The organism is Niallia sp. FSL W8-0951, from assembly GCF_038006525.1.
Classification (GTDB): domain Bacteria; phylum Bacillota; class Bacilli; order Bacillales; family Cytobacillaceae; genus Niallia; species Niallia circulans.
Genome location: NZ_JBBOVK010000005.1, coordinates 22575 through 43169, shown reverse-complemented (window position 1 = coordinate 43169; position 20595 = coordinate 22575). Strand labels below are relative to the sequence as shown.

Genomic DNA, 20595 nt, shown 5'->3' with positions numbered 1-20595 from the left:
GCCAACACCCACGAAAGACACAATATTACTTCGCTGAAACAATCAAGATTTTCCTTGGTATGCCACGCTTATATTCATCTTCTGTATCTACAACAATTTGAGAAAAAATTGTTCCAATTAATTGCTTACGTTCATAATCATTGGCATCTTCCCATAGCGATTGGATATTTTCTAGAATAAATTTAATTTCTTCTGTATTTGTTCTTGCTGCATTTTTACATTTCAATAATTCTGCTGTGAGTTGTTTTTCCTTTTCTCTCAAAGTTTCCGTTTCTTCGATTAATTCCTCAATCCCAATTATGTCATTTTGGTACATAACTTTTTGTTTCTTTAATAATTTTTGGGTGAGTTTTAATTCATTTTCTAAACTAGCTATTTTATCTGCTGAAATATTATTTTGTTGAGTATCTCCTGTGAAACCTTTTGTTATTTCCTCAAGCGAATTTAATATTGTTAAGACTAGGTTGTCTTCCATAATGATATGACTAGTACAATTTTTACCAGCTTTTTTACCAGAACATCTATATGTTTTTACACTACTTCCACCCCTGTGCCCTGACATTGATGATCCACATCTTGCACATTTTAATATGGATGAAAAATAATAGTCGCTAGTTTCTCTCTTCCCACCAAACGTTCTCCTTTTATCTAATATATCTTGCAACTCCCAAAAATCATTTCTTGAAATTATTCGGTCATGTATTCCTTCATAAAGGGTTTGTTCGCGAGGAGGTTTTTTGGAGTCTTTTTTATTCTTATTGAAGGTTAAGTATCCAGCGTAAACAGGATTATTAGCAATATCTCTTACTGTATCAACATGCCAATCCCCACCTTTTCTTGTAGAGAAACCTTGCTCAGTTAGTTTTTTTGCTATTGTGAAGAATCCAAGTGACTTTGAAAGTTGGAAAATATATTTAATTAATGGTTCCTCATCCTTATCTATTATCAGCTTTTTATCAATTATCTTATAACCATAAGGAGGAGTGCCGCCTTTCCAAATACCAAGTTTCGTTTTCTTCTCCATTCCTAATTGTACACGTTCAGCTGTATTTTCTCTTTCCCATTGAGCGATTGCAGCAACTAAAGTGATAAACAATCTTCCCATAGCATTTGTAGTGTCATATATTTCTGTTGCAGATTTAAATTTACAATCATGAGCATCTAATACTTTTAAAATTTCATATAAGTCTAATACCGAACGAGTTAGTCTATCTAAACGATATACAAGAAGTACGTCAATTCCCCCTTGTTTTATCTGATCCATCATCATTTGAAATTTAGGACGATTCAAGTCTTTCGCGGAATAACCGTCATCAATGAATGGTTCACCAACAAGTTCCCAACCTTGAGAAATACAAAAGGCTTTTAATTTTTCTTCTTGAGCAGCGATAGAGTATCCATGCTTCGCTTGTTCATCAGTGGATACTCTTATATAAGCAACACATTTCATTCAAGAATTCCTCCTAAAATTTAATATCTAGTGGAGCCATGTACCAAACTAATTTTCCTTTAATTGAAACAGGACAATGATCCATATCTTTATCACCATAGAATTGTGTTTTATGTTCTGGATTGTAACTTAAAGGTTCTAAGGTAACGCCATCTTGATGTTTAAAAACTCTTTTTAATGTAGCATCATAACCATTAACAGCTACTGCAGCAATGTCCCCGTTATTTACTTCAATTGTAGGATCAATTAAAGCCCATGCTCCTTCGGGTACAACTTTATTCATACTGTCTCCAATTACTTCTAGTAAGAATGCATCTGGGTAGGTTTCATAAACTTCTCTTGGGACGTTAACAAGTTCTTGCACTTCAATCATTTCAATTGGAACACCAGCAGCTATAGATCCTAATAAAGGCATTTTCACAGAATCAGAACCATGAGCTAAAGATGAACCTATAGAAGTTACGTTATCTTCTTTATCTTCAATAATGTCACTTTTTAAAATTCCGAAATGATCAGCAATTTTTTGGATAGTTCCCATTCTTGGAGTTTTCAATTCATTCTCCCAAGTAGAAACTGCTTTATCAGATACACCAGCTATTGAAGCTAATTGTTCTTGTGACAGATCATGTTGTTCTCTTAATCTTTTTATATTTTTTCCTATACTCACTTTTTATGACCTCCGACCTATTTTATATATATCATTCTATACTAAAAGTAGAATTTATTCAATATAATGTCGAAAAAAATCTACTTTTAGTTAGAATAATTTTCGGAAAGGTAGAATTTTTTGAGTTTTTTCTTGTTGACACTCCACTTTAAGTAGAGTATTATGTGGTTGTGGATGAAAATAAGCGAGGTGATAACGTTGAAATTCACTCTTAAACAAGCGAGGCTTCTCAAAGGTTTAACTCAAGAGCAGGTTGCTAAGGAGCTTGGAATCCATGTTCAGACATATAGAAAGATGGAAAAGCATCCGGATGATGTTACTGTCGGTGAAGCTAAAAAGATAAGTGAGATTCTAGAATTTAGTTACGATTTTATTTTTTTTAACACTGACTCTACTTTTAGTAGATATGAGGGTGGAGAATCTACTCCTTAAAGTAGAGTTGTCCCTGCTACCCACCTGCATACCTTTTAAAGAGGTGATTTGAATGGGGATACCCAAAGACATTATTACAGAAGAAAAAGTATGGAAACTTAAGCCGATTATTGAACAAATTCTTTCAAGGAAACACGGTAAAGAAATCAAGTTCATCAATCTTACTATTGGTGATATCACAATTCATTGTGAAAAAGAAAGAACTTAGATACAAATACTATCCAAAGCGCTGTGAACCGAGCCAATGACGGTTAGTGAAAATACTTATAGCAGAATAGACGGTTGCAACGTCAATACAGGAGAAGGAGAAACAAAATGAGCCAATTAGTTTTTGTAAATGATAACCAAGTATTCACAGATAGTTTGACAGTAGCAGAAGTGTTTGGGAAACGACACGATGCTGTGCTAAGAGATATTAGAAATTTGGAATGTAGCGAAGAATTTAATCTCCACAATTTTGCGGAGATCGATTACACAGACGAAAGAAATAGAACATATAAAAAATACTTAATTAAACGTGATGGATTAGCTTTTCTAGTGTTTGGTTACACAGGTGCAAAAGCTGCTGAATACAAAGAAAAATATATTCAAGCATTTAACGCAATGGAAGAAGAACTAAGAAAGCAAAAAGTACTTACAGATCGCGAACAACGTGTGGAAGCCTTAAAACTAACTTTAGAACACGAGGAAAAGCTAGTTGAATACGATGGCAGACTATCCAAGCTAGAAGACAACGTAAGAATAGATTCATTTGAACAGAATGCCTTGCAGAAGCAGATTAAGAAGCGTGTGTACAAAGTATTCGAAACAGCCAATCCGAATGGATTAGACCTAAAGAAACTGTTCCCATGCATCCACAGAAACTTTAGAGATGCGTTTGGAGTACCGACATATCGTGACTTAAGAAAACTTGATTATGATGAAGCCATTTCATGGGTGAAGACATGGAGACCATTAATATGATTGAACACATTGAATTGTTAGTTGCAGGTGTTCTTTTAAACAACATAGTTACATTAATACTTATATTTACAAAAGAAGATAGGAAGTGATCTAAATGAAAATCAAACCAGCTGAATGGTTAAAGTTAGCACCAGTTGATCGATACATCTTGCTTTGTAAATCTTCAAAATATGTGAAAGGAGATAAATAAATGGCTAAGTTTACGAAAGAACAAGTTGAAAGAGCTATGGAAAACGGAGTTACAAAAAGTATGTTATACAACCGTATTCGTAAAGGGTGGGATATTGAAAAAGCTATTTGCACACCAAAAATTTCTCTATCTGATGCTGGGCGAATGGCTGCTGCTAGTCAACCGCGGTGGAATATAAAATAATCTTCCGTTTTAACCGACAAAAGTCGGTACTCTTTTTACACAACTTGCAAAATTTGATGATGGAAAGTTGGAATATTTTAAGGAGGTGATACATATGGGCTTACACGGAAAAGTGAAAGTTTGGCAAATGACGGAGGAAGAACGATTAGCATATATAGCAAAACATCCAATTGTGCCAACAGAGCCAATAAGGGGCAGCAAGTTTGCGAACGTGCAAAATATGAAACGTAAAACAAATAAAAAGAAGCCGGTATAAGAAAGGGGTGAATAAGCATGACAAAGAAAATCGAAAATCATCCAATTGAAGATGTATTTGGAGACGAAATTTGTGAAGGTGATACTTACTTTGTATTCGGAAATGAAACAGTTCTTCAATCAAATTTAAAGCAGTATCTAATCGAGAAACAACAGGTCCAATGTTATGAAGCAATATAAAAAAGACTCTCACGCCAATAAGAGTCTCGTTAACAACATATTTACAACAATACTTATCAATTAGTTTAAACAGTTTTTAACAAAAAATCAACAGGGGGAGGATAATATGCCTTGGTTTGAAGCAAAAGATCGTACAGTTCATAGCCCTGTGAATCCTAAACTAGAGCCTTTTTATAAGCTTCTAGAACAATATGAAAAATCTTTAAGTGGTAGCAATCTATATGAAGATTTAGTAGAAACATATGAATACCTAGATCAAGTATTTAAGGAGGAAAAATAAATGATGAATGCACTACAACAAGCTGAATTAATCGAAGTTGAGGAAATGGAGTCTTCCACAGAAAGTAAATTTGAAATTACTGATTTAGACAGTCTTAACTGGGTGTTCCGTAAATTATCTGCATTAAAAGCTAAGGAAAAAGAAATCAAGCAGCTGGCTAATGTGGAACGTGATCGTATAGCTCAATGGGAAAAAGGAGAGCTATCCACAATTGAAAATAGTACAAGCTTCTTTGAAGCATTAATTCAAAAGTATCATTCAGAACAACTTGCAGCAGATCCTAAAGCAAAAACCATTAGTACACCTTATGGGAAATCAAAAACTCGTGTAAGTAAAGAAGCACCTGAAAAGGCAAACGAGGAACAAATTATTGATTACCTTGCTGATAATGATTTGGTGGATTTAATTCAAGTGAAACAATCAGTTAAATGGGCTGAATTAAAGAAAAATCTCAAAGTGGTTGAAATTGCTGGAGAAAAAGCAGTTGTGGACGAAAATGGACAATTGGTACCTGGAGTATCAGTTAAGCCAGCATCCATTGCTTATAGTGTGGAGGTATAAAGATTGGAAAAAACAAATGCTGCCGATATATCAACAAATAATTCAACGTATTTAATTTACGGTAATCCAGGTATGAGAAAGACATCTACAGCAAATTATCTAGAAGGAAAAACACTTTATATTCCGATTGATAAGACGCAGGCTCCATTAGCTGGAAATGCCAATATCGATATCGTGCATTTTGATACTTATGAAGCTTGGACAAATTGGAATCAACTTATGAAAGATTTAGCAGCAGAAGACTTATCAAAATATGACAATATCTTTTTCGATAATATTTCAGAGTTAACAAGATCCATGCTTGCGAATTTGGGGCGAGAAGGAAATAACAACCGAGTCCCTTCACAGGCTAATTATCAACAAATCGATTTTTTCATCATAGATAGTGTTCGTTTTATACAAACATTAGGAAAACGAGTTGTCTTTACAGCATGGGAAACCACTGATAAATGGGAATTACCTAGTGGTCAAGCTGTCAATCGTTCTTACCCCGATATCAGAGTAAAAATTATTAACAACTTTATGGGATTATGCCAAGTAGTGGCGAAATCGGTTATCAATGAAGAAACCAAAAATTATGGATTTATATTAGAGCCGTCACCTTATGTTGCTGCAAAAAATCAACTTGATAAACGTAAGGCTTGTGCTCATGAAGATATTTTTAAAATTGGTTACGTACCAGAAAAACAGGGAGGAAATAAATAATGTCATTCTTTAAATTTGATGAAGAGAACGCTAGTACAGGATTTGAGTTAGTTGCAGAAGGAAAATATGAAGCAGTTATCGTGAACGCAGAAGCAGGTAAAACGCAAGGTGGTAAACCAAAATTACAAGTAGACTTTGAGATTCGTAGTGATGTTCCACAAAATCATCAAGGAGCAAAAATTCTTTATAATACATTCACTTTTGAACATGAAGTTGCAGTAAGAATTGTTAACTCATTAATCAAAGCTTGTGGATTTCCTAACGGTCATCCATTTGAATCTCCAGAAGATATGGCGAAGCAGCTTATCAATAAGAATTTAAAAATCACTGTAAAACATGAGGAGTACGACAAATTAGTTGATGGAGTAAAACAAAAACGTACTGCTGCAAAGGCTAAATATTATGACGTATCCGATGTAAACCCAGTAATGGAAACTGGTGCATTAAATATCGGTGATGATGATCTACCGTTTTAAGAAACTGAATAGAGAAGTTGGTATTTTACTAGCTTCTCTTTTTTATAGAAAAATTACGTAATCGGAGGGCGAAATGAAAGAAAATCCATACAATTTTAACGATATCCCTGCCGAACTAAAAGCCCTGCCACAATGGATTTTATGGAAGTCGGAAAAGAAAAGCGGAAGATATACGAAAGTTCCTTGTCAAATAACTGGAGAATTGGCACAAGCAAACAATCGTCGTACCTGGTCAACATTTGCAACAGCAGTGAAGTTTTACTTAGAAGGAAATTATGACGGAATAGGCTTTGTTTTTAGTCGCCAAGACAACTATATCGGAATTGATATTGATAAGTGTGTTGTGGACGGCAAGCCGAATACATTCGCAACGGAGATTATTGATACATTAGACAGCTACACTGAATTTTCACCAAGTGGAAACGGGATTCACATCATCATAAAAGGGAATCTTCCACAATCAGTATTAGGTACTGGAAGAAAGAATACAAAGCATGGATTAGAAATTTACTCTTACGGTCGATATTTTACCTTCACAGGAAATAGAGAAAATTCTAATGAGATCTATGATCGTACAGATGAACTGGCCGAGGTATTCGAAAAATACTTTGATGATTCGGATATCCAAGGAAGAGTAAACCTTGCAGAGTTTGAAAAGGATGAAATTCAAATTTCCAATGAAGCTTTATGGGAAAGGATATTCCGTTCGAAAAATGGTGATGAAATTCGCAGCCTATACAACGGAAATCTAATTAATGGGGATCATTCCGCAAGTGATTTAGCTTTATGTAATCATTTAGCATTCTGGACTGGAAAGTCTGCTACTCGAATGGATGCTATGTTCCGAGAAACTGGTTTAATGCGTGATAAATGGGATGTTATTCACTTTAGAGAAACCAATGAAACATATGGTGAAAGAACAATTGCAACTGCTATTTCTTCCACTTCTACAACAATTCTAGACAACAGGGAGCAATTCGAAGAATTCTCTTTTGAGTTTAGTACAGGGGATACAGAAGAAGTTGTGGAGGCAAAACCGAAAAAGAAATTTCGTTTAACTGAACTAGGGAATGCAGAACGAATCGCTTACGAATACGGCCATGTAATCAAATATGTTTCTGACATGGGCTGGCTAATATGGGACGGCAAACGGTGGAAATTAGATACAAAGAAAGAGATTGAAAGAATAACAGCAAAGGTGCTTAGAAGCCTTAGTAAGTCAGAAGATGAAGCTGAGGCTAAATGGTCGAGAATGTGCGAACGAAGAAACATTCGGATGAATAGTATCAAAGACTTAATGCCATTGGTACCAGCTGAAAGAGAAGACTTTGATAAACACAAATATTTATTCAACGTCGATAACGGAATTGTAAATTTAAAAACAGGAAAGCTGCAGCCACATGATCGTGATTTATCTTTAACTAAAATCACTAATATTGAATTTGATGAAAATGCTAAATGTCCTGAATGGCTAAATTTCTTAGATCAAATATTCCAAGGAGATAAAGAACTAATCGAATATATGCAGCGATTAATTGGTTACTCTTTAACAGGTGAAATTACTGAACAAATAATGGTCTTCTTTATTGGTGGTGGATCCAATGGTAAATCAACTTTTGTAAATACCATAAAGGATCTTATGGGTGAATACGGAAAACAAGCTAAGTCCGATACCTTTATCAAGAAAAAAGAAACTGGAGCAAATAACGATATTGCTAGACTTGTAGGTTCACGTTTTGTTTCTGCAATCGAAAGTGAGGATGGGGAACAATTATCCGAAGCTTTTGTAAAACAAATAACAGGTGGAGAGCCAGTATTAGCACGTTTCTTAAGACAAGAGTATTTTGAATTTACACCAGAATTTAAGGTTTTCTTTACAACTAACCATAAGCCTGTAATCAAAGGTGTAGATGAAGGGATTTGGAGAAGGATTCGGTTAATTCCATTTAACCTGCAGCTTCCAAAAGAAAAACGCGATAAGAAGTTGCCTGAGAAATTAAGTCTAGAAATGCCTGGCATTCTCAACTGGGCGATTGAAGGTTGTTTGAAGTGGCAGCAGTCGGGACTAAACGATCCAGCAATCGTTATGAAAGCAACAGGAGATTATAAAGAAGAAATGGATATACTTGGACCATTTATGTTCGAGTGTTGTTTCAAACGTGATGATGTCCTTATTGAAGCTAAAGAATTATATGAAGTTTATTCCAATTGGTGCTTTAAAAATGGTGAACATCAATTAAAAAATCGGGCATTTTATAGAATTCTAGAATCGCAGGGGTTAAAAAGAGAACGAGGGAACAGAAATAAGTATTTTATCCATGGTGTTACTTTAATAGAACGAAAAAATACTTTTACACAGCAAAAGTTACTAGAAAACGATGAAAATAGCGAAAGTGTTACTAAAAGTAACACATTTAAATTCTCTTAAAAGCCTTATGTATCAAGGGTTTAACCTACTTTTAATACTGTTTTTGTTACTTTTGTTACCAATAATATATATAAATAAAAAAATAAATATATATATAAGTATTTATTAGGAGCGTTAATAGCCAAAATTGGTAACAAAAAGTAACAACGTACTTCAAACCCTTGGGGCTGTAAGGCTGAATGGTGTTACTTTTTAGTAACACATGCTAATTTTAGGCGGTTTTAAGTAACACATTTAAGTATCTTTTGATAACAGAGGTGAGTAGTTTGCAAGTTTTAAAGATACTAAGTCTCATATGGAAATCAGGCGCCAATATTTATCTTGATAAAAAAGATAATCGAATAGCAATAAAACAACAAAATTTAATTCCAGCAGAAGTTATGCAAGCTGCTGAACAGAATTTCCAATCGATAGATGAATGGTTTAAATCTTGGGATAAGGAAAGTAATGAAAAAATTACGCTTATGAAGATGATCCATCAACTTTGTGGATGGCAGCATAATGAGAAATTGAACAATTGGTTATGTACGGAATTAGAATCCTTAGATTTACTGGTTGATTGGACAAGTTCATTGGCTATAAACGGTTGGAATGACATTTACACGGATTTTCGTGAATTTGAAAATGAAGAATCAAATAAGCTGGCAAAAGAGTTATACATCCGTGCTGTTACATATGCCAAGAAAGGAGTAGGGGCATGAAGGAAATTAAATTTCGCCTTTGGTGCAAAGATTTAGAAGAAATCATTGAGGTTAATAAAATCGGATTTGAAAATAATGAGTTATGGTATGTCGAATGCATTGACCATGATAAGGAGTTAATTTACTTCTCAGAAAACAATGACCATGTATTAATGCAATATACAGGTTTAAAAGATAAGAATGGCAAGGAGATTTATGAAGGTGACATTCTAAGAACTTGGGAAAACGATGAGTATGTACCAAATCACGACTCGGGTGGAGGAATAATTGACTACGATATAGTTGATGGTTTCACACAATTAGGAGTTGTTAGTTTTAAAGGAGCTTGGTATACCTACGAAACAAAAAAACATCTAAGTGGACGAACAGAAAGTATTTTTGCGCCATTAGATTTCACTGAAAACTTTGAAGTATGGGGAAATATTTACGAAAACCCAGAATTGTTGGAGGGAGGTCAATGATCTCCTATCATTACACAGATACAGAATTAAATAAAATACTCAAAACATTAACGATAGTTATTGATACTCGTGAACAAGTGAATGGTCATATTCTAAATTACCTTCACCAAAAAGAAATACCAATTAAAATTCAAAAATTAGATACTGGTGATTATGGCTGCATGATTCCTAAGAATGAAGAATTAGGCATATTGCGAGATATCTATTTGGATAGTCGAGTGGAACGGAAAGCACACATTGATGAAATCACAGGTAACTTACAAAAAGATACGCAAAAAGCATTCGAGAATGAGTTAATTCGCTCTAAAGATATACCTTTCACTTTAATTGTGGAAGACGAACAGGGTTATGGAAAGATGATTAAAGGTGAGTATCGTTCAAAGTACAATCCATTAGCTTTACTTGGTCGATTAAATACATTCAAGGCTAAATACAACTTTGAAATTGTATATATAGACCAAAAATACAGTGGCAATTGGATATATCACCATTTTTATCATAGAGCAAAATATTATTTGAAATCAGGAATTATATAAGGTGGAAATATATGAACTTGGAACAAGAAAAGGACGAGCTAAAATATCAACTTATTCAGTTGAATTATTTTAAAACTCCCGAGGGGAAGCAGCTATACGAACTTTCTCTGGAGGAACTACAATCCATTCTGAACGAGGTGAAAAAGAATGAGTCAAATGGGAGAGTTTTACGAACTGAAAAAGCAGCTGCTCGATAAAATCGAAAATGGTCCACAAGATGAGTCAAAGGCACTTATTGCTCGTGTTCATAATTTCATCGTAGAGCAGCAGAAAATTATCTCTGAACAAAAAAGACAAACTCGCTTCAAGTTGGTAATGGAATTAGGTTTAGAAAACATTGAGTTACATCAACAAGTAAAAGAATTAGAGACTGATAGAGATAAATATAAGCAAGCCTATGAAGGATTAGTAAAAGCATTATAAAAAATTCAAATCAAAGGAGCTAATAAATATGTCAAAAGTTCAATTAAACCAAAAGGAACAACATTACGCAGATACTCGTGAGGAAGCAGAAGAAATTGTTTTAGCTGCTAAGGAAAATGATCACTTACAAATGCACAAGATCACTGAGAAATACAACAAATTCGGTCAGTATTTCCTAATCGATTTAACATATGCTTATCAAACACCTAAAGAAGTAATGGAGAGCAAACCTAAAGATGATGCTCCAGAAGGTCAAATGAGCATTGAGGATACTCACGAAGGAATTCCTTATTCTGTGGATGGCAATGGAACGGTGAATGTCGAAGATAAACAATCACAGGAATAAATAATGGCTAAGCGTAAGCCAAAATGGACTCTCCTTTTCCGATTGGAGGAGGGGAGACCAGTCTACTTATATGAGCCATTGAGGAAGTATGAGTTGTAGAGTCGCTTGAGAAAAGGTTGGGTGGTTATAGATGAGCGAAGATATTATTAACAAACCTTCTCATTATCATAAGAATGAAATTGATGTGAACGGATATCTAGAAAAACATTTTCCTACAGAAGGTTCATACACAGTATCAGAAGGTTTTTATATCGGTAATGTCATTAAATATACAAGCAGATATAAAAATAAAAACGGCTTAGAAGATTTAGAGAAAGCTAGATTCAATCTAAATAAATTAATTGAATTGGAATCTAAAGATAAATAAAAAATCTCCTTCCTTCGGGAGGGAGAGAATCAAATTTTATATTTTATCGTTTTTTGTAAAAACCAAAATTAAATTACTTACAAATTCGAAAATGATTTGGAACATTATAACCAACTCCTTTTAATCAATTGTATTTGGTTTTAGTAGCTTTAATGACAAGAGAAACGGAGGAATCAAAATGAACTTACAAAAATTATTCGAAACACAAAAAGTGCTGCGTGACAGAATCGGCTATGAAGGTGAAGATCGTTTTGAAAAATTAATATTAGCATTGCTGGTTGAGATTGGTGAATGTGCGAATGAATGGCGAGGGTTTAAGTTTTGGAGCAAAGATCAAGAGCCAAGAACTAGAATGAACACATGTAATCATTGTAACCGTCTAGGAAGGAAGGCTTGTATCGGCTGTTATGGAAAGTTATATAAAAATCCACTACTTGAAGAATATGTGGATGCACTTCATTTTCTTTTAGAAATCGGATTAGAACTTAAGTTTACAAATTTATCATTAGCTTCATACGAGACACCTAGCATTGAGTATCAGTTCAATGAGGTAATTTCGGCTTGTTGTAAAGTTAGGGAATCAGTCGAATCGGATTGGCAGGAAGAAGAAAAACAAGACGAGTTTGATAATCTTTGCATGGGATTTATCGGATTAGGCAGAATGCTCGGATTCACATGGAAAGAGATAGAAACAGCTTACTTTGAGAAAAACAAAGTGAACCACGAACGACAAAATACAGGGTACTAAAATGAGCATAACAAGCCTGTTTGATATGAATGTATGCCTCATGTGTAACGGGACTGGAATGATTGGGAAAAAGGTTTGTCAGCATTGTAAAGGCTCTGGCGAACCACCTTTATGGATTAAACGTAAGAGACCTAAGAAGGCATAATATGAGTTTTCTAATTGGCTTTTGGGTCGGTCAAGTATCTATATTTTTGATTATGTATTTGGGATATAGGCACCAGGAGAGAAAACATAGATAACTAAAGTACGGTAAGGAGTGATTGTATGAAGAAATTACTTAAAGGATTGCTTGGTCATTACAGGTTATATATTTGTAACGAGTGTCATGTTTATAGTAGAAAAATAAATCTTAATAAAGGGTGTTGCTCTAATTGTAACGGAGAAGTGAGAAAAGTATGAGTAAAACTGAAAAGTTAATTGAACTAACAACTAAGAAAGAAAAATTGTTTGAAGAAATATCCGAATTAGATTTGTTAGTAGCTAAGAAAAAAGACGAGTATAGACAAATTGTTTTTCAAATTAAAAAGATTGATAGTAATTACTTGTCTAATAAGGAAATTCACTAATGAACAGTACGAAACTACTACGAAGTAAACGAGGTGAATGTATTTGATTAATCAGTGTGTTAGGTGTGGGGAAGACTTTTTATCTAACCCAATTAAAATAAACGATAATTTGTGTCGAGATTGTATAGAAGATGGGGTTAAATTGGATAATTGCAAAGCCTATAAGGTTTTTGTTGGTGATAAAACGCAGAAGCATGATAAGAACTAATGGTCAGTACGAAACTTATCCGCAGAAAGGAAGGGTGAAATGAACATATACCGTGAACGAAAAAGAGCCATACTAAATACACTTATAAAGCAATATGGAATGTCGGAAGCGTATGATATGTATGGTGATTTTATGGGTTATCGTAAACCGAAATGCGCCATTTGTGGAGCTGAAATATACGATTATAGCGAATGGTCAGAAACAGGCTATGAGATAAAAAAATGTACAAACAATTGTTGGGTTCATACAACTTACAGCTTAACGGATAGTCTTGAAACAAAGGGATTTTATTATTATGGCAAATTAACAGAACCTATTTATCAATCTTTTCAAGAACAAATAAAAGAAAATGCTCAAAAGATGAAACGGAAAAATGCATTATTTTGGAGAAAGAAAAAGTCACAGAGAAAAAGAAAGGAAGGGTGAAGGGAAATGGATACTTTAGAGAAAATCCAACATTGGGAAAATGAAATTGAACGAGCAGAAGAATATGGATTTTACTTTGATAGTGAAGATATGCGTGAAGTGGTGGATATGGTTAAACATCAGAGAGAACTACTTGAGGACCTAAATGAATCTCTATTCACCGAAAGGATGAAAAATGAGGGATTGGAAATACAAATTTCGGCTCTTAAAGAAGAGAAGTCATTCTTTCTTAAAGCTTATAAAGATAAAATCATGGATGAAAAATGAAAAAAGACAGGATTTCTCCCATCTCTTAATTAATCGGCAAATTAATTATATCACTAAATGGGGGGAGTCGTCTTGAAACAAATGTCTTTTGTGCTTCCTGAGATAGATAGAAAAGCGACACAAAGTAAAGTAGAGCTACATTTGGAACAATATCGACTGTTTAAATACTTAGCATTTGAAGAAAGAGAAGCTTCGATAACGGCTAGTTCCGAAATTAGATATCATGGTCCTACTAATGTAACAAGCGACCAAACTTCTAATATAGCTATCTATAATGCTGATCAACAGAAGTATAGAGAGCAATTCATTTTCCGTACTGAAAAGGCTGTGGACAGACTACCCAAGATGGAGAAGTTTCTCATTCAAGAAAGATATATGTCCAGTGAGTCCGAGTATTTAACAGATTACAACGTTTATAGCCATAAGTTTCAACCGCCAATAAGTGAAAAGACGTATGCAAAGATTCGTTGGAAAGCTTTTTATAAATTGGCGCTGAATTTGAATATTGCTGTATTAAGTGGGGAGGAATAGAAATGAAAATGAAATATAAGGTTTTATATAAAAACGGTCATGAAGATGAAATTATTCAAGAAGCAACTGAAAAAGAAGTTAAGAATATCAACGAGATTATTATTACTTCCTTCAATGAAAATGCAAGTGGGTACATTACCTTAGGTGACGGAGAAAAGAAAGGATTTGCTCTTCGATTAGATGACATATCTAGGGTTTCTGTTGAAGCTTTAACGGAGGAAACTAAATGATAACAACAGTACAAGTAATTTTAATTATATTAATCGTCTTATTTGCATTAGGAATTATAGGAGAATCCAAGGAGAAACATAAAGTTCCTTATTATGCCGGGATTGTGATTATATCCATTACCGCATTAACAGTTACGTTTTTATTGTAATCGGGGAAAATAATCCAAAAAGATTCCTAAAACTTTCCTAGAAAAACTCGAAAAGAAGTCGTGGTATTAGGTTTTATCCGTGGTAAATTTATATTATCAAGAAAATATTCAAAAAGAACAATATGTGATGTCGGAATAGGTAGACGAATTCTTCAGCAGTAAAAGACGTATGCGCGGTAGATAGCCCGTGTTTACTGTGGTCGTGATACGTTATGTAAGGTGCAAATCCTTGCTCACATATTGAATATAAAATGAAGCGTTCCTAGACTCATAGGAGCGTTTTTATATTTTAATTAACAAATACTCTAGCGAGTTATTAAAATCAAAATTTAAGCTGTTTCTGTAAGTCTGAACACTATTATAGGATGTGGTGATATGAAACTAAAAGATCATCTACGAACGGACAACTTAGAAAAGATAAATAAGATTAGGAAAGAGAAATTATCTAAGCACGATTTACGTGAATTAATGGGTACTAACAGAGACACATATAAGCGTCATAACGGAGCAATAAGAAGAAAATGAGTATTTATATTAGTTTTAGATTCAAAAGCTAATTTGAGCCATTGTAGGATTCTGAATAAGCGTTTTTTATTTTGGAGAAAGAAGGGTGAGGGATATGGATACTCAGAGTGCAAGAAATAAAAAAATCCAAATGAATTGCATGAATAAAGAATGTGGAGCAAGAATTGTTGGTACTTGCTTGGATGGAATTAGATGTCCTGTTTGTAATGACTATGTAAAGCCAGCTCCTTATGATGGAATGCCAGGACACATTGATTACAATCTTTATAAAAAGAATAACAGACCAAAACAAAGTAAGGCATTAGCGATTGAAGTAACAGCAGATACAGACAATCTAGCAGCAAAGCTTAGAGTGATATCTAAGCACGCTGCAGCATTGGCGAATGAACTGGATGAGATAGATAGAGATAAATGTCCTAATTGTGGGAAAGCAATGAGTAAGACTACGATGTACGGTGATGGAGTACCGAGTGTTCACTATGAGTGTATTAATTGTGGAATACAAAATGGATTGGATTTTACAAAGGAAGGTGAATGATATGAGTGTAATCAGGGGACTTCGATATATATGTTTAGTATGTAGCAATGAAGAAACAATCAGATGTTCCAAAGAAGATTATAAAGAAGTTCACGTGTGTCCTAAGTGTCATGGCGCTTTGGTGGATATTTGGCAAAGTGGTAAGTATAGAAAATCCATATCGTTAGGAAAAGAAATAAAACAATCATTACTACAAATAACCTTAGATGAAGAGAATGGAGTACCAAAAGTATTCTACAAAGGTGAAGAAATTAAACTTAACCGAGAAATATTCTTTCATTGGGAATCAGATAAAGCTATCGCAGGTGGATTAACTTATTCAATTGAACATGTTGAGCCTGGTCTTGTCGTAAATAGGATAGAACGCAGAGTGAAGGGTCATGCATGTGACTGAATACAAAACAAAAGAACAGAAGCGTAAGTTTTATAACGGTTCTGATTGGAAAAAGAAAAGGCTGGAGATTAAGAAGCGTGACAATAACGAATGCCAAGAGTGTAAGCGTCAAGGAAGAGTTACGTTAGATACAAATGAGTACAGCGAGAAAGCAAAGCGTAAGAAGATCCTGTTAGTTGTCGACCACATAAAAGAACTAGAAGATTATCCGGAATTAGCATTAGATGATGATAACCTAGAAACTCTTTGTGTTAAATGTCATAACAAAAAGCATGGACGAGTATGGAAGTTTGTATTTAAGAAAAACAAATGGGCTGATGATGAACGATGGTAATATACCCCCCGGGTCAAAAGTTTTTGCTTTTTTCACTCTGGGGATACCGGTATAGGGGGCCCTTTCGTCTAAAAATTTTAAAAAAATAAGCCTTTCACATTAGGGGTGTAGGGGGGAGGGGTAGTATGAACCTTGATGAATTAAAAAATCAATTATTATCACGAATTGATACTGATGATTTGCTAGAAGTCAAGAAAATAAATGACTTGATACGGCTGCATGAACTAGATGAAGAATGTGATAAAGTGATTGATCGTGACGGTGTAAGTATAACTATTGAAAATGGAAAACAAAAATTTATAAAAAGTCATCCGAGTATGAATGAGAAAATGAAAATCAATGCTCAAAAGATTGCGCTAGAAAAATCAATTAAATTCAAATTAAAAACCACATCTCCACCTACTCCTTCATCAACTGTGGAAGACCAACCGAAGCGTGGTAGTTTAATTTGATTAGTTATAGTTATGTCGATGAATATATTCGTAAGTGGCGTAATGGAGAAATCATTTTAAATAAGCGGCGCATTAAGTTAATTGAACTGATTGAACGTGAAATATTAACTGCTGACGATATGTATTTTGATAGTGAGCAAATTGAAAGTTATATAACTTTTACAGAAAAATATTATTTTCCACTTACGCTTACTCAGAAATTCAAAACTTGTTTTATTTTCTTATATTACAAAGATGGTTCCTTAGTGTTCGATGAGCATTTAGATTATGAAGGACGTGGCGGAGGGAAAACAGGACGAATTTCTACACTAGCGAATTATTTCATTAGTGATTTGCATGGTATTAATAACTATAATGTTTCTGTTGTAGCTAATAGCGAAAAGCAAGCAAAGATGTCATTCACAGAAGTTTTTAACACAATTGATAAAGACGATAGATTGAAAGTATTCTTTGACCATAAAAAAGCACTTATAGAATCGTATGATACTAAATCATTATTTCAATACCATACTTCAAATGCCGGCACAAAAGACGGTCTTAGAGATGGATGTGTTATTTTCGAAGAAATACATCGATATGAAGATTCTTCAGTAATCAATGTATTTACATCAGGACTAGGAAAAGTAAAACATCCAAGGGTGTTTTATGTTGGTTCTGACGGTTATGTTCGGGAAGGGTTTTTGGACAAACTTCTAGACCGAGCAGACAGTATACTAGATGGCTCTGTAAGTATTAGAGACGATGGCCTTTTTCCGTTTATGTGTTGTTTAGATAGTGAGGAAGAAATGCATAATCCTGAAATGTGGCAAAAGGCAAACTCGCAATTTCACCCGCCGTTATCTGATTATGCTCAAACGCTATTTAGAACAGTAAAAAAGCAATACAACAAATTGGAACATGATCCAGATGGTTATGAGGAATTCATAACAAAGCGTATGAATTTACCTAAAGTGGATTTAGAAAAGAGTGTAACGTCCTGGACAAAAATTAAAGCAACTAATCAGCCTTATGATTTAGATGAATTAAAAAGAAGAGAATGCATTGGGTGTTTAGACTATGCATCTGTAAGGGATTTTGTTGCTATGGGGCTACTATTCTTGAAAAATGAAAATTACTTAATTCCTAAAGAGTTAACACATTCATATGTTTGTAAACCATTTGCCGATAAGCATTATGCTTACAGCAAAGAAAAAGCCGAAAATAACAATAAGAAGGACCATCGAAAATTCGCTCCAATCCGTGAGTGGGAAAACGATGGTCTTTTGTCTGTTTTAAAAGTTGAAACTATGGACCCTCATTTAGTAGTTAATTGGTTTGTTAAAAAACGTGATGAGGGTTGGAACATTAAAAAAATTATAGGCGATAGTTTTAAGATGGATGTTCTTAAACCGTTATTTGAAGCGGCAGGATTTATAGTTGAGGTTATCCGCAATCCTGATGCTGCCAGTGGTTTATTAGCTCCAAGAGTGGAAATTGCTTTTGAAAATGAACAAGTGATATTTGGAGATAATCCTTTAATGCGCTGGTATACAAATAATGTACTCGTTAAGCGGCTTCCTAATGGTAATAAAGTTTATCGAAAGAAGGAAGAAGTGAAGCGGAAAACAGATGGTTTCATGATGTTCTTATATGGAGTTTGGGCTTCAAGGGATTTAGAAGATTATGATGTTACAGATGCGCTAGAAGCATTAGATGCCTTGAATTTTTAGGGAGGGGGTGAATATGTAAATGGGATTTATAGACTCAGTATTAAGGCGTAACAGTGAGCTTGAATGGATGTTTGATCTTGATTTAACTTATGAAACAACTCAAAGAGCTTATTTAAAAAAGATGGCGCTGGAAACATGCATTAATTTTATCGCTCGCACAATCAGCCAATCAGACTTTCGCTTTATGGAAAATGGAAAGCGACAATTAAATGACTGGCATTATTTATTTAACGTAAGACCAAATACCGATCAAAGCGCTGCTGATTTTTGGCAGGATTTCACTTATAGGTTGATTGATGAAAACGAAGTATTAGTAATTAAGACTGATAGTGATGATTTTTTAATTGCAGATAATTTCACTAGGAATGAATTTGCTGTTTATCCTGATACATTTAGTAATGTGATGGTAAAGGGGTATACCTTTCAACGAACATATCAAATGGATGAAGTCATTTATTTAACTTACAACAATGAAAAATTGTCAAAGTTTACTGACGGGATGTTTGATGATTACGCAAATTTATTTAGTAGGATGATTGAAATTGCTCTTCGAAATTATCAGATTCGAGGAATGGTAGGGATTGACTCAACTCAGCAACTCACAAAAGAAAATAGAACTAAATTACAAAACTTCATCGATAAATTATTTAATTCATTTAAAAATAATTCTATTGCGCTTGTTCCAAAACTAAAGGGTTTTGAGTATGACGAAGTTGCAAGCGGAGAAACAAAAGGCCAGCCTATCGATGAATTAACGAAATTAAAAAGATCGTTAATTGATGATGTGGCCAATATATTAGGTATTCCTAACGCGTTGATACATGGAGAATTAGCAGAATATGAAACAGCTATTAAAGCTTATGTAAAGTTTTGTATAAGTCCCTTAATAAAAAAGATAGAGGATGAATTAAATGCAAAGCTAATCGAAAAGAAAAATTACCTAAAGGGTTCTAGAGTAGAAGTGAAAGGAATTACAGAAATGAATCCATTAGAAGTAGCTGATGCTGTAGACAAACTTATTGGTAGCATGGCTTATACACCAAATGAAGTTCGTGTGAAACTTGGAGACGAGCCTTCTTTAGATCCGCGACTAGATGAACATTACTTTACTAAGAATTATCAACCTGCTGGAACAGTTGAAGGAGGTGAAAACAATGACAACAATTGAAATTAAAGGTGTAATTGTTATGAATGATTACAAAGAAGTTTATGAATGGTATGGCATTGAATGTACATCGCCTAGTGATGTTATTAATCAATTACCAACCGATAATTCACCAGTCGAAATTATTATAAACTCGGGTGGCGGTCATGTTGATGCTGGAAATGAAATTTATGCACGCTTAAAAGCTTATGAGGGAGAAGTTACTACTAAACCATATTCAATTGCCGCAAGTGCTGCATCAATTATCGCGATGGCTGGAGATAAAGTTCTAATAGCCCCAACCGCACAGTTAATGATTCATAATGTATCTGGGTTAGTAGATGGTGATCATCGAGCACACATAGAAGAAGCTAAGGTATTGGAAGGATATAACAAAGCTATAGCAAATGCATATATTCTGAAAACAGGGAAATCAGAAGAAGAGATTCTTCAAATGATGAATAATGAAACTTGGTTAAACGCTAATGAGGCTGTAGAAAAAGGATTTGCGGATGGTGTTTTATTTGAAAATAAAATACAATACGTCGCTAGTTCTTATGCTATCTTACCTAATCAAGCAATTGATAAAGCTAGATTAATGATGAAAAACCAATCTTCACCACCATCTGTGGAGGGAGAAGTAACAAAATCCGATTTTGAAGCATTTAAAAATGAAATTACAAATTTAATCAATCAACTAAAAGAGGAACCAACGTCAACACCACCACAAGTGGTTACAAAGCGTAAAGGGTTCCTTTTTTAATATAAAA

Annotated in this window: 34 protein-coding genes; 32 read left to right on the top strand and 2 right to left on the bottom strand. The window is 34.2% G+C overall.

What is annotated here, in order from left to right:
- Positions 1–25: 25 nt before the first annotated feature.
- Both NSS71_RS25555 and NSS71_RS25550 read right to left on the bottom strand, forming a co-directional pair.
- Positions 26–1450: a recombinase family protein gene (locus tag NSS71_RS25555; RefSeq protein ID WP_341152206.1), complete on the bottom strand. Its 1425-nt coding sequence runs from the start codon at positions 1448–1450 to the stop codon at positions 26–28.
- A 13-nt stretch (positions 1451–1463) separates the two neighbouring features.
- Positions 1464–2117, bottom strand: a complete 654-nt coding sequence (locus NSS71_RS25550; RefSeq protein ID WP_341152205.1) for a LexA family protein — start codon at positions 2115–2117, stop codon at positions 1464–1466.
- 189 nt (positions 2118–2306) lie between these two features.
- Here NSS71_RS25550 and NSS71_RS25545 point away from each other — a divergent pair, with 189 nt between their 5' ends.
- From NSS71_RS25545 to NSS71_RS25390, 32 genes are all read left to right on the top strand, one after another.
- Positions 2307–2549: a helix-turn-helix transcriptional regulator gene (locus NSS71_RS25545; protein WP_341152208.1), complete on the top strand. Its 243-nt coding sequence runs from the start codon at positions 2307–2309 to the stop codon at positions 2547–2549.
- A gap of 52 nt (positions 2550–2601) precedes the next feature.
- Complete coding sequence (locus NSS71_RS25540) at positions 2602–2757, top strand: hypothetical protein (RefSeq protein ID WP_341152204.1); 156 nt, start codon at positions 2602–2604, stop codon at positions 2755–2757.
- Between the two features lie 107 nt (positions 2758–2864).
- Complete coding sequence (locus NSS71_RS25535; RefSeq protein ID WP_341152203.1) at positions 2865–3512, top strand: Rha family transcriptional regulator; 648 nt, start codon at positions 2865–2867, stop codon at positions 3510–3512.
- 190 nt (positions 3513–3702) lie between these two features.
- The gene (locus NSS71_RS25530; RefSeq protein ID WP_341152202.1) at positions 3703–3885 is read left to right on the top strand and encodes a hypothetical protein; all 183 of its coding nucleotides are present in this window, start codon (positions 3703–3705) and stop codon (positions 3883–3885) included.
- A 94-nt stretch (positions 3886–3979) separates the two neighbouring features.
- A complete protein-coding gene (locus NSS71_RS25525) occupies positions 3980–4141 on the top strand; it encodes a hypothetical protein (RefSeq protein WP_328283527.1) in 162 nt (53 codons plus the stop codon).
- A 17-nt stretch (positions 4142–4158) separates the two neighbouring features.
- Complete coding sequence (locus NSS71_RS25520; protein ID WP_341152201.1) at positions 4159–4320, top strand: YqaI family protein; 162 nt, start codon at positions 4159–4161, stop codon at positions 4318–4320.
- Between the two features lie 106 nt (positions 4321–4426).
- Positions 4427–4600: a hypothetical protein gene (locus NSS71_RS25515; protein ID WP_328283525.1), complete on the top strand. Its 174-nt coding sequence runs from the start codon at positions 4427–4429 to the stop codon at positions 4598–4600.
- A 3-nt stretch (positions 4601–4603) separates the two neighbouring features.
- Positions 4604–5161: a host-nuclease inhibitor Gam family protein gene (locus tag NSS71_RS25510; protein WP_328283534.1), complete on the top strand. Its 558-nt coding sequence runs from the start codon at positions 4604–4606 to the stop codon at positions 5159–5161.
- A 3-nt stretch (positions 5162–5164) separates the two neighbouring features.
- Complete coding sequence (locus NSS71_RS25505) at positions 5165–5866, top strand: AAA family ATPase (protein WP_328283524.1); 702 nt, start codon at positions 5165–5167, stop codon at positions 5864–5866.
- Positions 5866–6342 (top strand): DUF669 domain-containing protein, encoded by a 477-nt coding sequence (locus tag NSS71_RS25500; protein ID WP_144545057.1) that lies wholly within the window; start codon positions 5866–5868, stop codon positions 6340–6342. Before NSS71_RS25505 ends, NSS71_RS25500 begins: the two co-directional genes overlap by 1 nt.
- 73 nt (positions 6343–6415) lie before the next feature.
- Positions 6416–8770, top strand: a complete 2355-nt coding sequence (locus NSS71_RS25495) for a phage/plasmid primase, P4 family (protein ID WP_341152200.1) — start codon at positions 6416–6418, stop codon at positions 8768–8770.
- Between the two features lie 266 nt (positions 8771–9036).
- The gene (locus NSS71_RS25490) at positions 9037–9471 is read left to right on the top strand and encodes a hypothetical protein (RefSeq protein ID WP_341152199.1); all 435 of its coding nucleotides are present in this window, start codon (positions 9037–9039) and stop codon (positions 9469–9471) included.
- The gene (locus tag NSS71_RS25485) at positions 9468–9932 is read left to right on the top strand and encodes a YopX family protein (protein WP_341152198.1); all 465 of its coding nucleotides are present in this window, start codon (positions 9468–9470) and stop codon (positions 9930–9932) included. The genes NSS71_RS25490 and NSS71_RS25485 overlap by 4 nt, the downstream gene beginning before the upstream one ends.
- Entirely contained in the window at positions 9929–10468 is a 540-nt protein-coding gene (locus NSS71_RS25480; RefSeq protein WP_328283517.1) for an ERCC4 domain-containing protein, read from the top strand. Before NSS71_RS25485 ends, NSS71_RS25480 begins: the two co-directional genes overlap by 4 nt.
- Before the next feature lie 11 nt (positions 10469–10479).
- On the top strand, positions 10480–10665 hold the full coding sequence (gene fbpA / locus NSS71_RS25475; RefSeq protein WP_341152197.1) for a Fur-regulated basic protein FbpA: 186 nt from the start codon (positions 10480–10482) through the stop codon (positions 10663–10665).
- The gene (locus NSS71_RS25470) at positions 10616–10891 is read left to right on the top strand and encodes a hypothetical protein (protein WP_341152196.1); all 276 of its coding nucleotides are present in this window, start codon (positions 10616–10618) and stop codon (positions 10889–10891) included. Before fbpA ends, NSS71_RS25470 begins: the two co-directional genes overlap by 50 nt.
- A gap of 28 nt (positions 10892–10919) precedes the next feature.
- Entirely contained in the window at positions 10920–11237 is a 318-nt protein-coding gene (locus tag NSS71_RS25465; protein ID WP_341152195.1) for an organic solvent tolerance protein OstA, read from the top strand.
- 130 nt (positions 11238–11367) lie between these two features.
- Positions 11368–11604 carry a DUF3310 domain-containing protein gene (locus NSS71_RS25460; RefSeq protein ID WP_341152194.1) on the top strand — a complete coding sequence of 79 codons (237 nt, stop codon included), beginning with the start codon at positions 11368–11370 and terminating at the stop codon, positions 11602–11604.
- 178 nt (positions 11605–11782) lie between these two features.
- Positions 11783–12352, top strand: coding sequence for a dUTP diphosphatase (locus NSS71_RS25455; RefSeq protein ID WP_341152193.1), 570 nt, complete (start codon positions 11783–11785; stop codon positions 12350–12352).
- 395 nt (positions 12353–12747) lie between these two features.
- On the top strand, positions 12748–12918 hold the full coding sequence (locus NSS71_RS25450; RefSeq protein ID WP_341152192.1) for a hypothetical protein: 171 nt from the start codon (positions 12748–12750) through the stop codon (positions 12916–12918).
- 247 nt (positions 12919–13165) lie between these two features.
- Entirely contained in the window at positions 13166–13552 is a 387-nt protein-coding gene (locus NSS71_RS25445) for a hypothetical protein (protein ID WP_341152191.1), read from the top strand.
- A 6-nt stretch (positions 13553–13558) separates the two neighbouring features.
- Positions 13559–13819, top strand: a complete 261-nt coding sequence (locus NSS71_RS25440; protein WP_341152190.1) for a hypothetical protein — start codon at positions 13559–13561, stop codon at positions 13817–13819.
- A gap of 81 nt (positions 13820–13900) precedes the next feature.
- Positions 13901–14350 carry an ArpU family phage packaging/lysis transcriptional regulator gene (locus NSS71_RS25435; protein WP_341099896.1) on the top strand — a complete coding sequence of 150 codons (450 nt, stop codon included), beginning with the start codon at positions 13901–13903 and terminating at the stop codon, positions 14348–14350.
- Between the two features lie 2 nt (positions 14351–14352).
- Entirely contained in the window at positions 14353–14580 is a 228-nt protein-coding gene (locus NSS71_RS25430) for a hypothetical protein (protein WP_341152189.1), read from the top strand.
- Entirely contained in the window at positions 14577–14729 is a 153-nt protein-coding gene (locus NSS71_RS25425; protein ID WP_341152188.1) for a hypothetical protein, read from the top strand. The genes NSS71_RS25430 and NSS71_RS25425 overlap by 4 nt, the downstream gene beginning before the upstream one ends.
- 619 nt (positions 14730–15348) lie before the next feature.
- On the top strand, positions 15349–15792 hold the full coding sequence (locus tag NSS71_RS25420) for a hypothetical protein (RefSeq protein WP_341152187.1): 444 nt from the start codon (positions 15349–15351) through the stop codon (positions 15790–15792).
- A gap of 1 nt (position 15793) precedes the next feature.
- A complete protein-coding gene (locus NSS71_RS25415; RefSeq protein ID WP_341152186.1) occupies positions 15794–16186 on the top strand; it encodes a hypothetical protein in 393 nt (130 codons plus the stop codon).
- A complete protein-coding gene (locus NSS71_RS25410) occupies positions 16179–16520 on the top strand; it encodes an HNH endonuclease (RefSeq protein ID WP_341152185.1) in 342 nt (113 codons plus the stop codon). The genes NSS71_RS25415 and NSS71_RS25410 overlap by 8 nt, the downstream gene beginning before the upstream one ends.
- Before the next feature lie 125 nt (positions 16521–16645).
- Complete coding sequence (locus NSS71_RS25405) at positions 16646–16972, top strand: terminase (protein WP_341132733.1); 327 nt, start codon at positions 16646–16648, stop codon at positions 16970–16972.
- Entirely contained in the window at positions 16969–18681 is a 1713-nt protein-coding gene (locus NSS71_RS25400; protein WP_341152184.1) for a terminase TerL endonuclease subunit, read from the top strand. The genes NSS71_RS25405 and NSS71_RS25400 overlap by 4 nt, the downstream gene beginning before the upstream one ends.
- Positions 18682–18700: 19 nt before the next feature.
- A complete protein-coding gene (locus tag NSS71_RS25395) occupies positions 18701–19849 on the top strand; it encodes a phage portal protein (protein ID WP_341152183.1) in 1149 nt (382 codons plus the stop codon).
- Entirely contained in the window at positions 19836–20588 is a 753-nt protein-coding gene (locus NSS71_RS25390; protein WP_341152182.1) for a head maturation protease, ClpP-related, read from the top strand. Before NSS71_RS25395 ends, NSS71_RS25390 begins: the two co-directional genes overlap by 14 nt.
- The last annotated feature ends 7 nt before the right edge of the window (positions 20589–20595 follow it).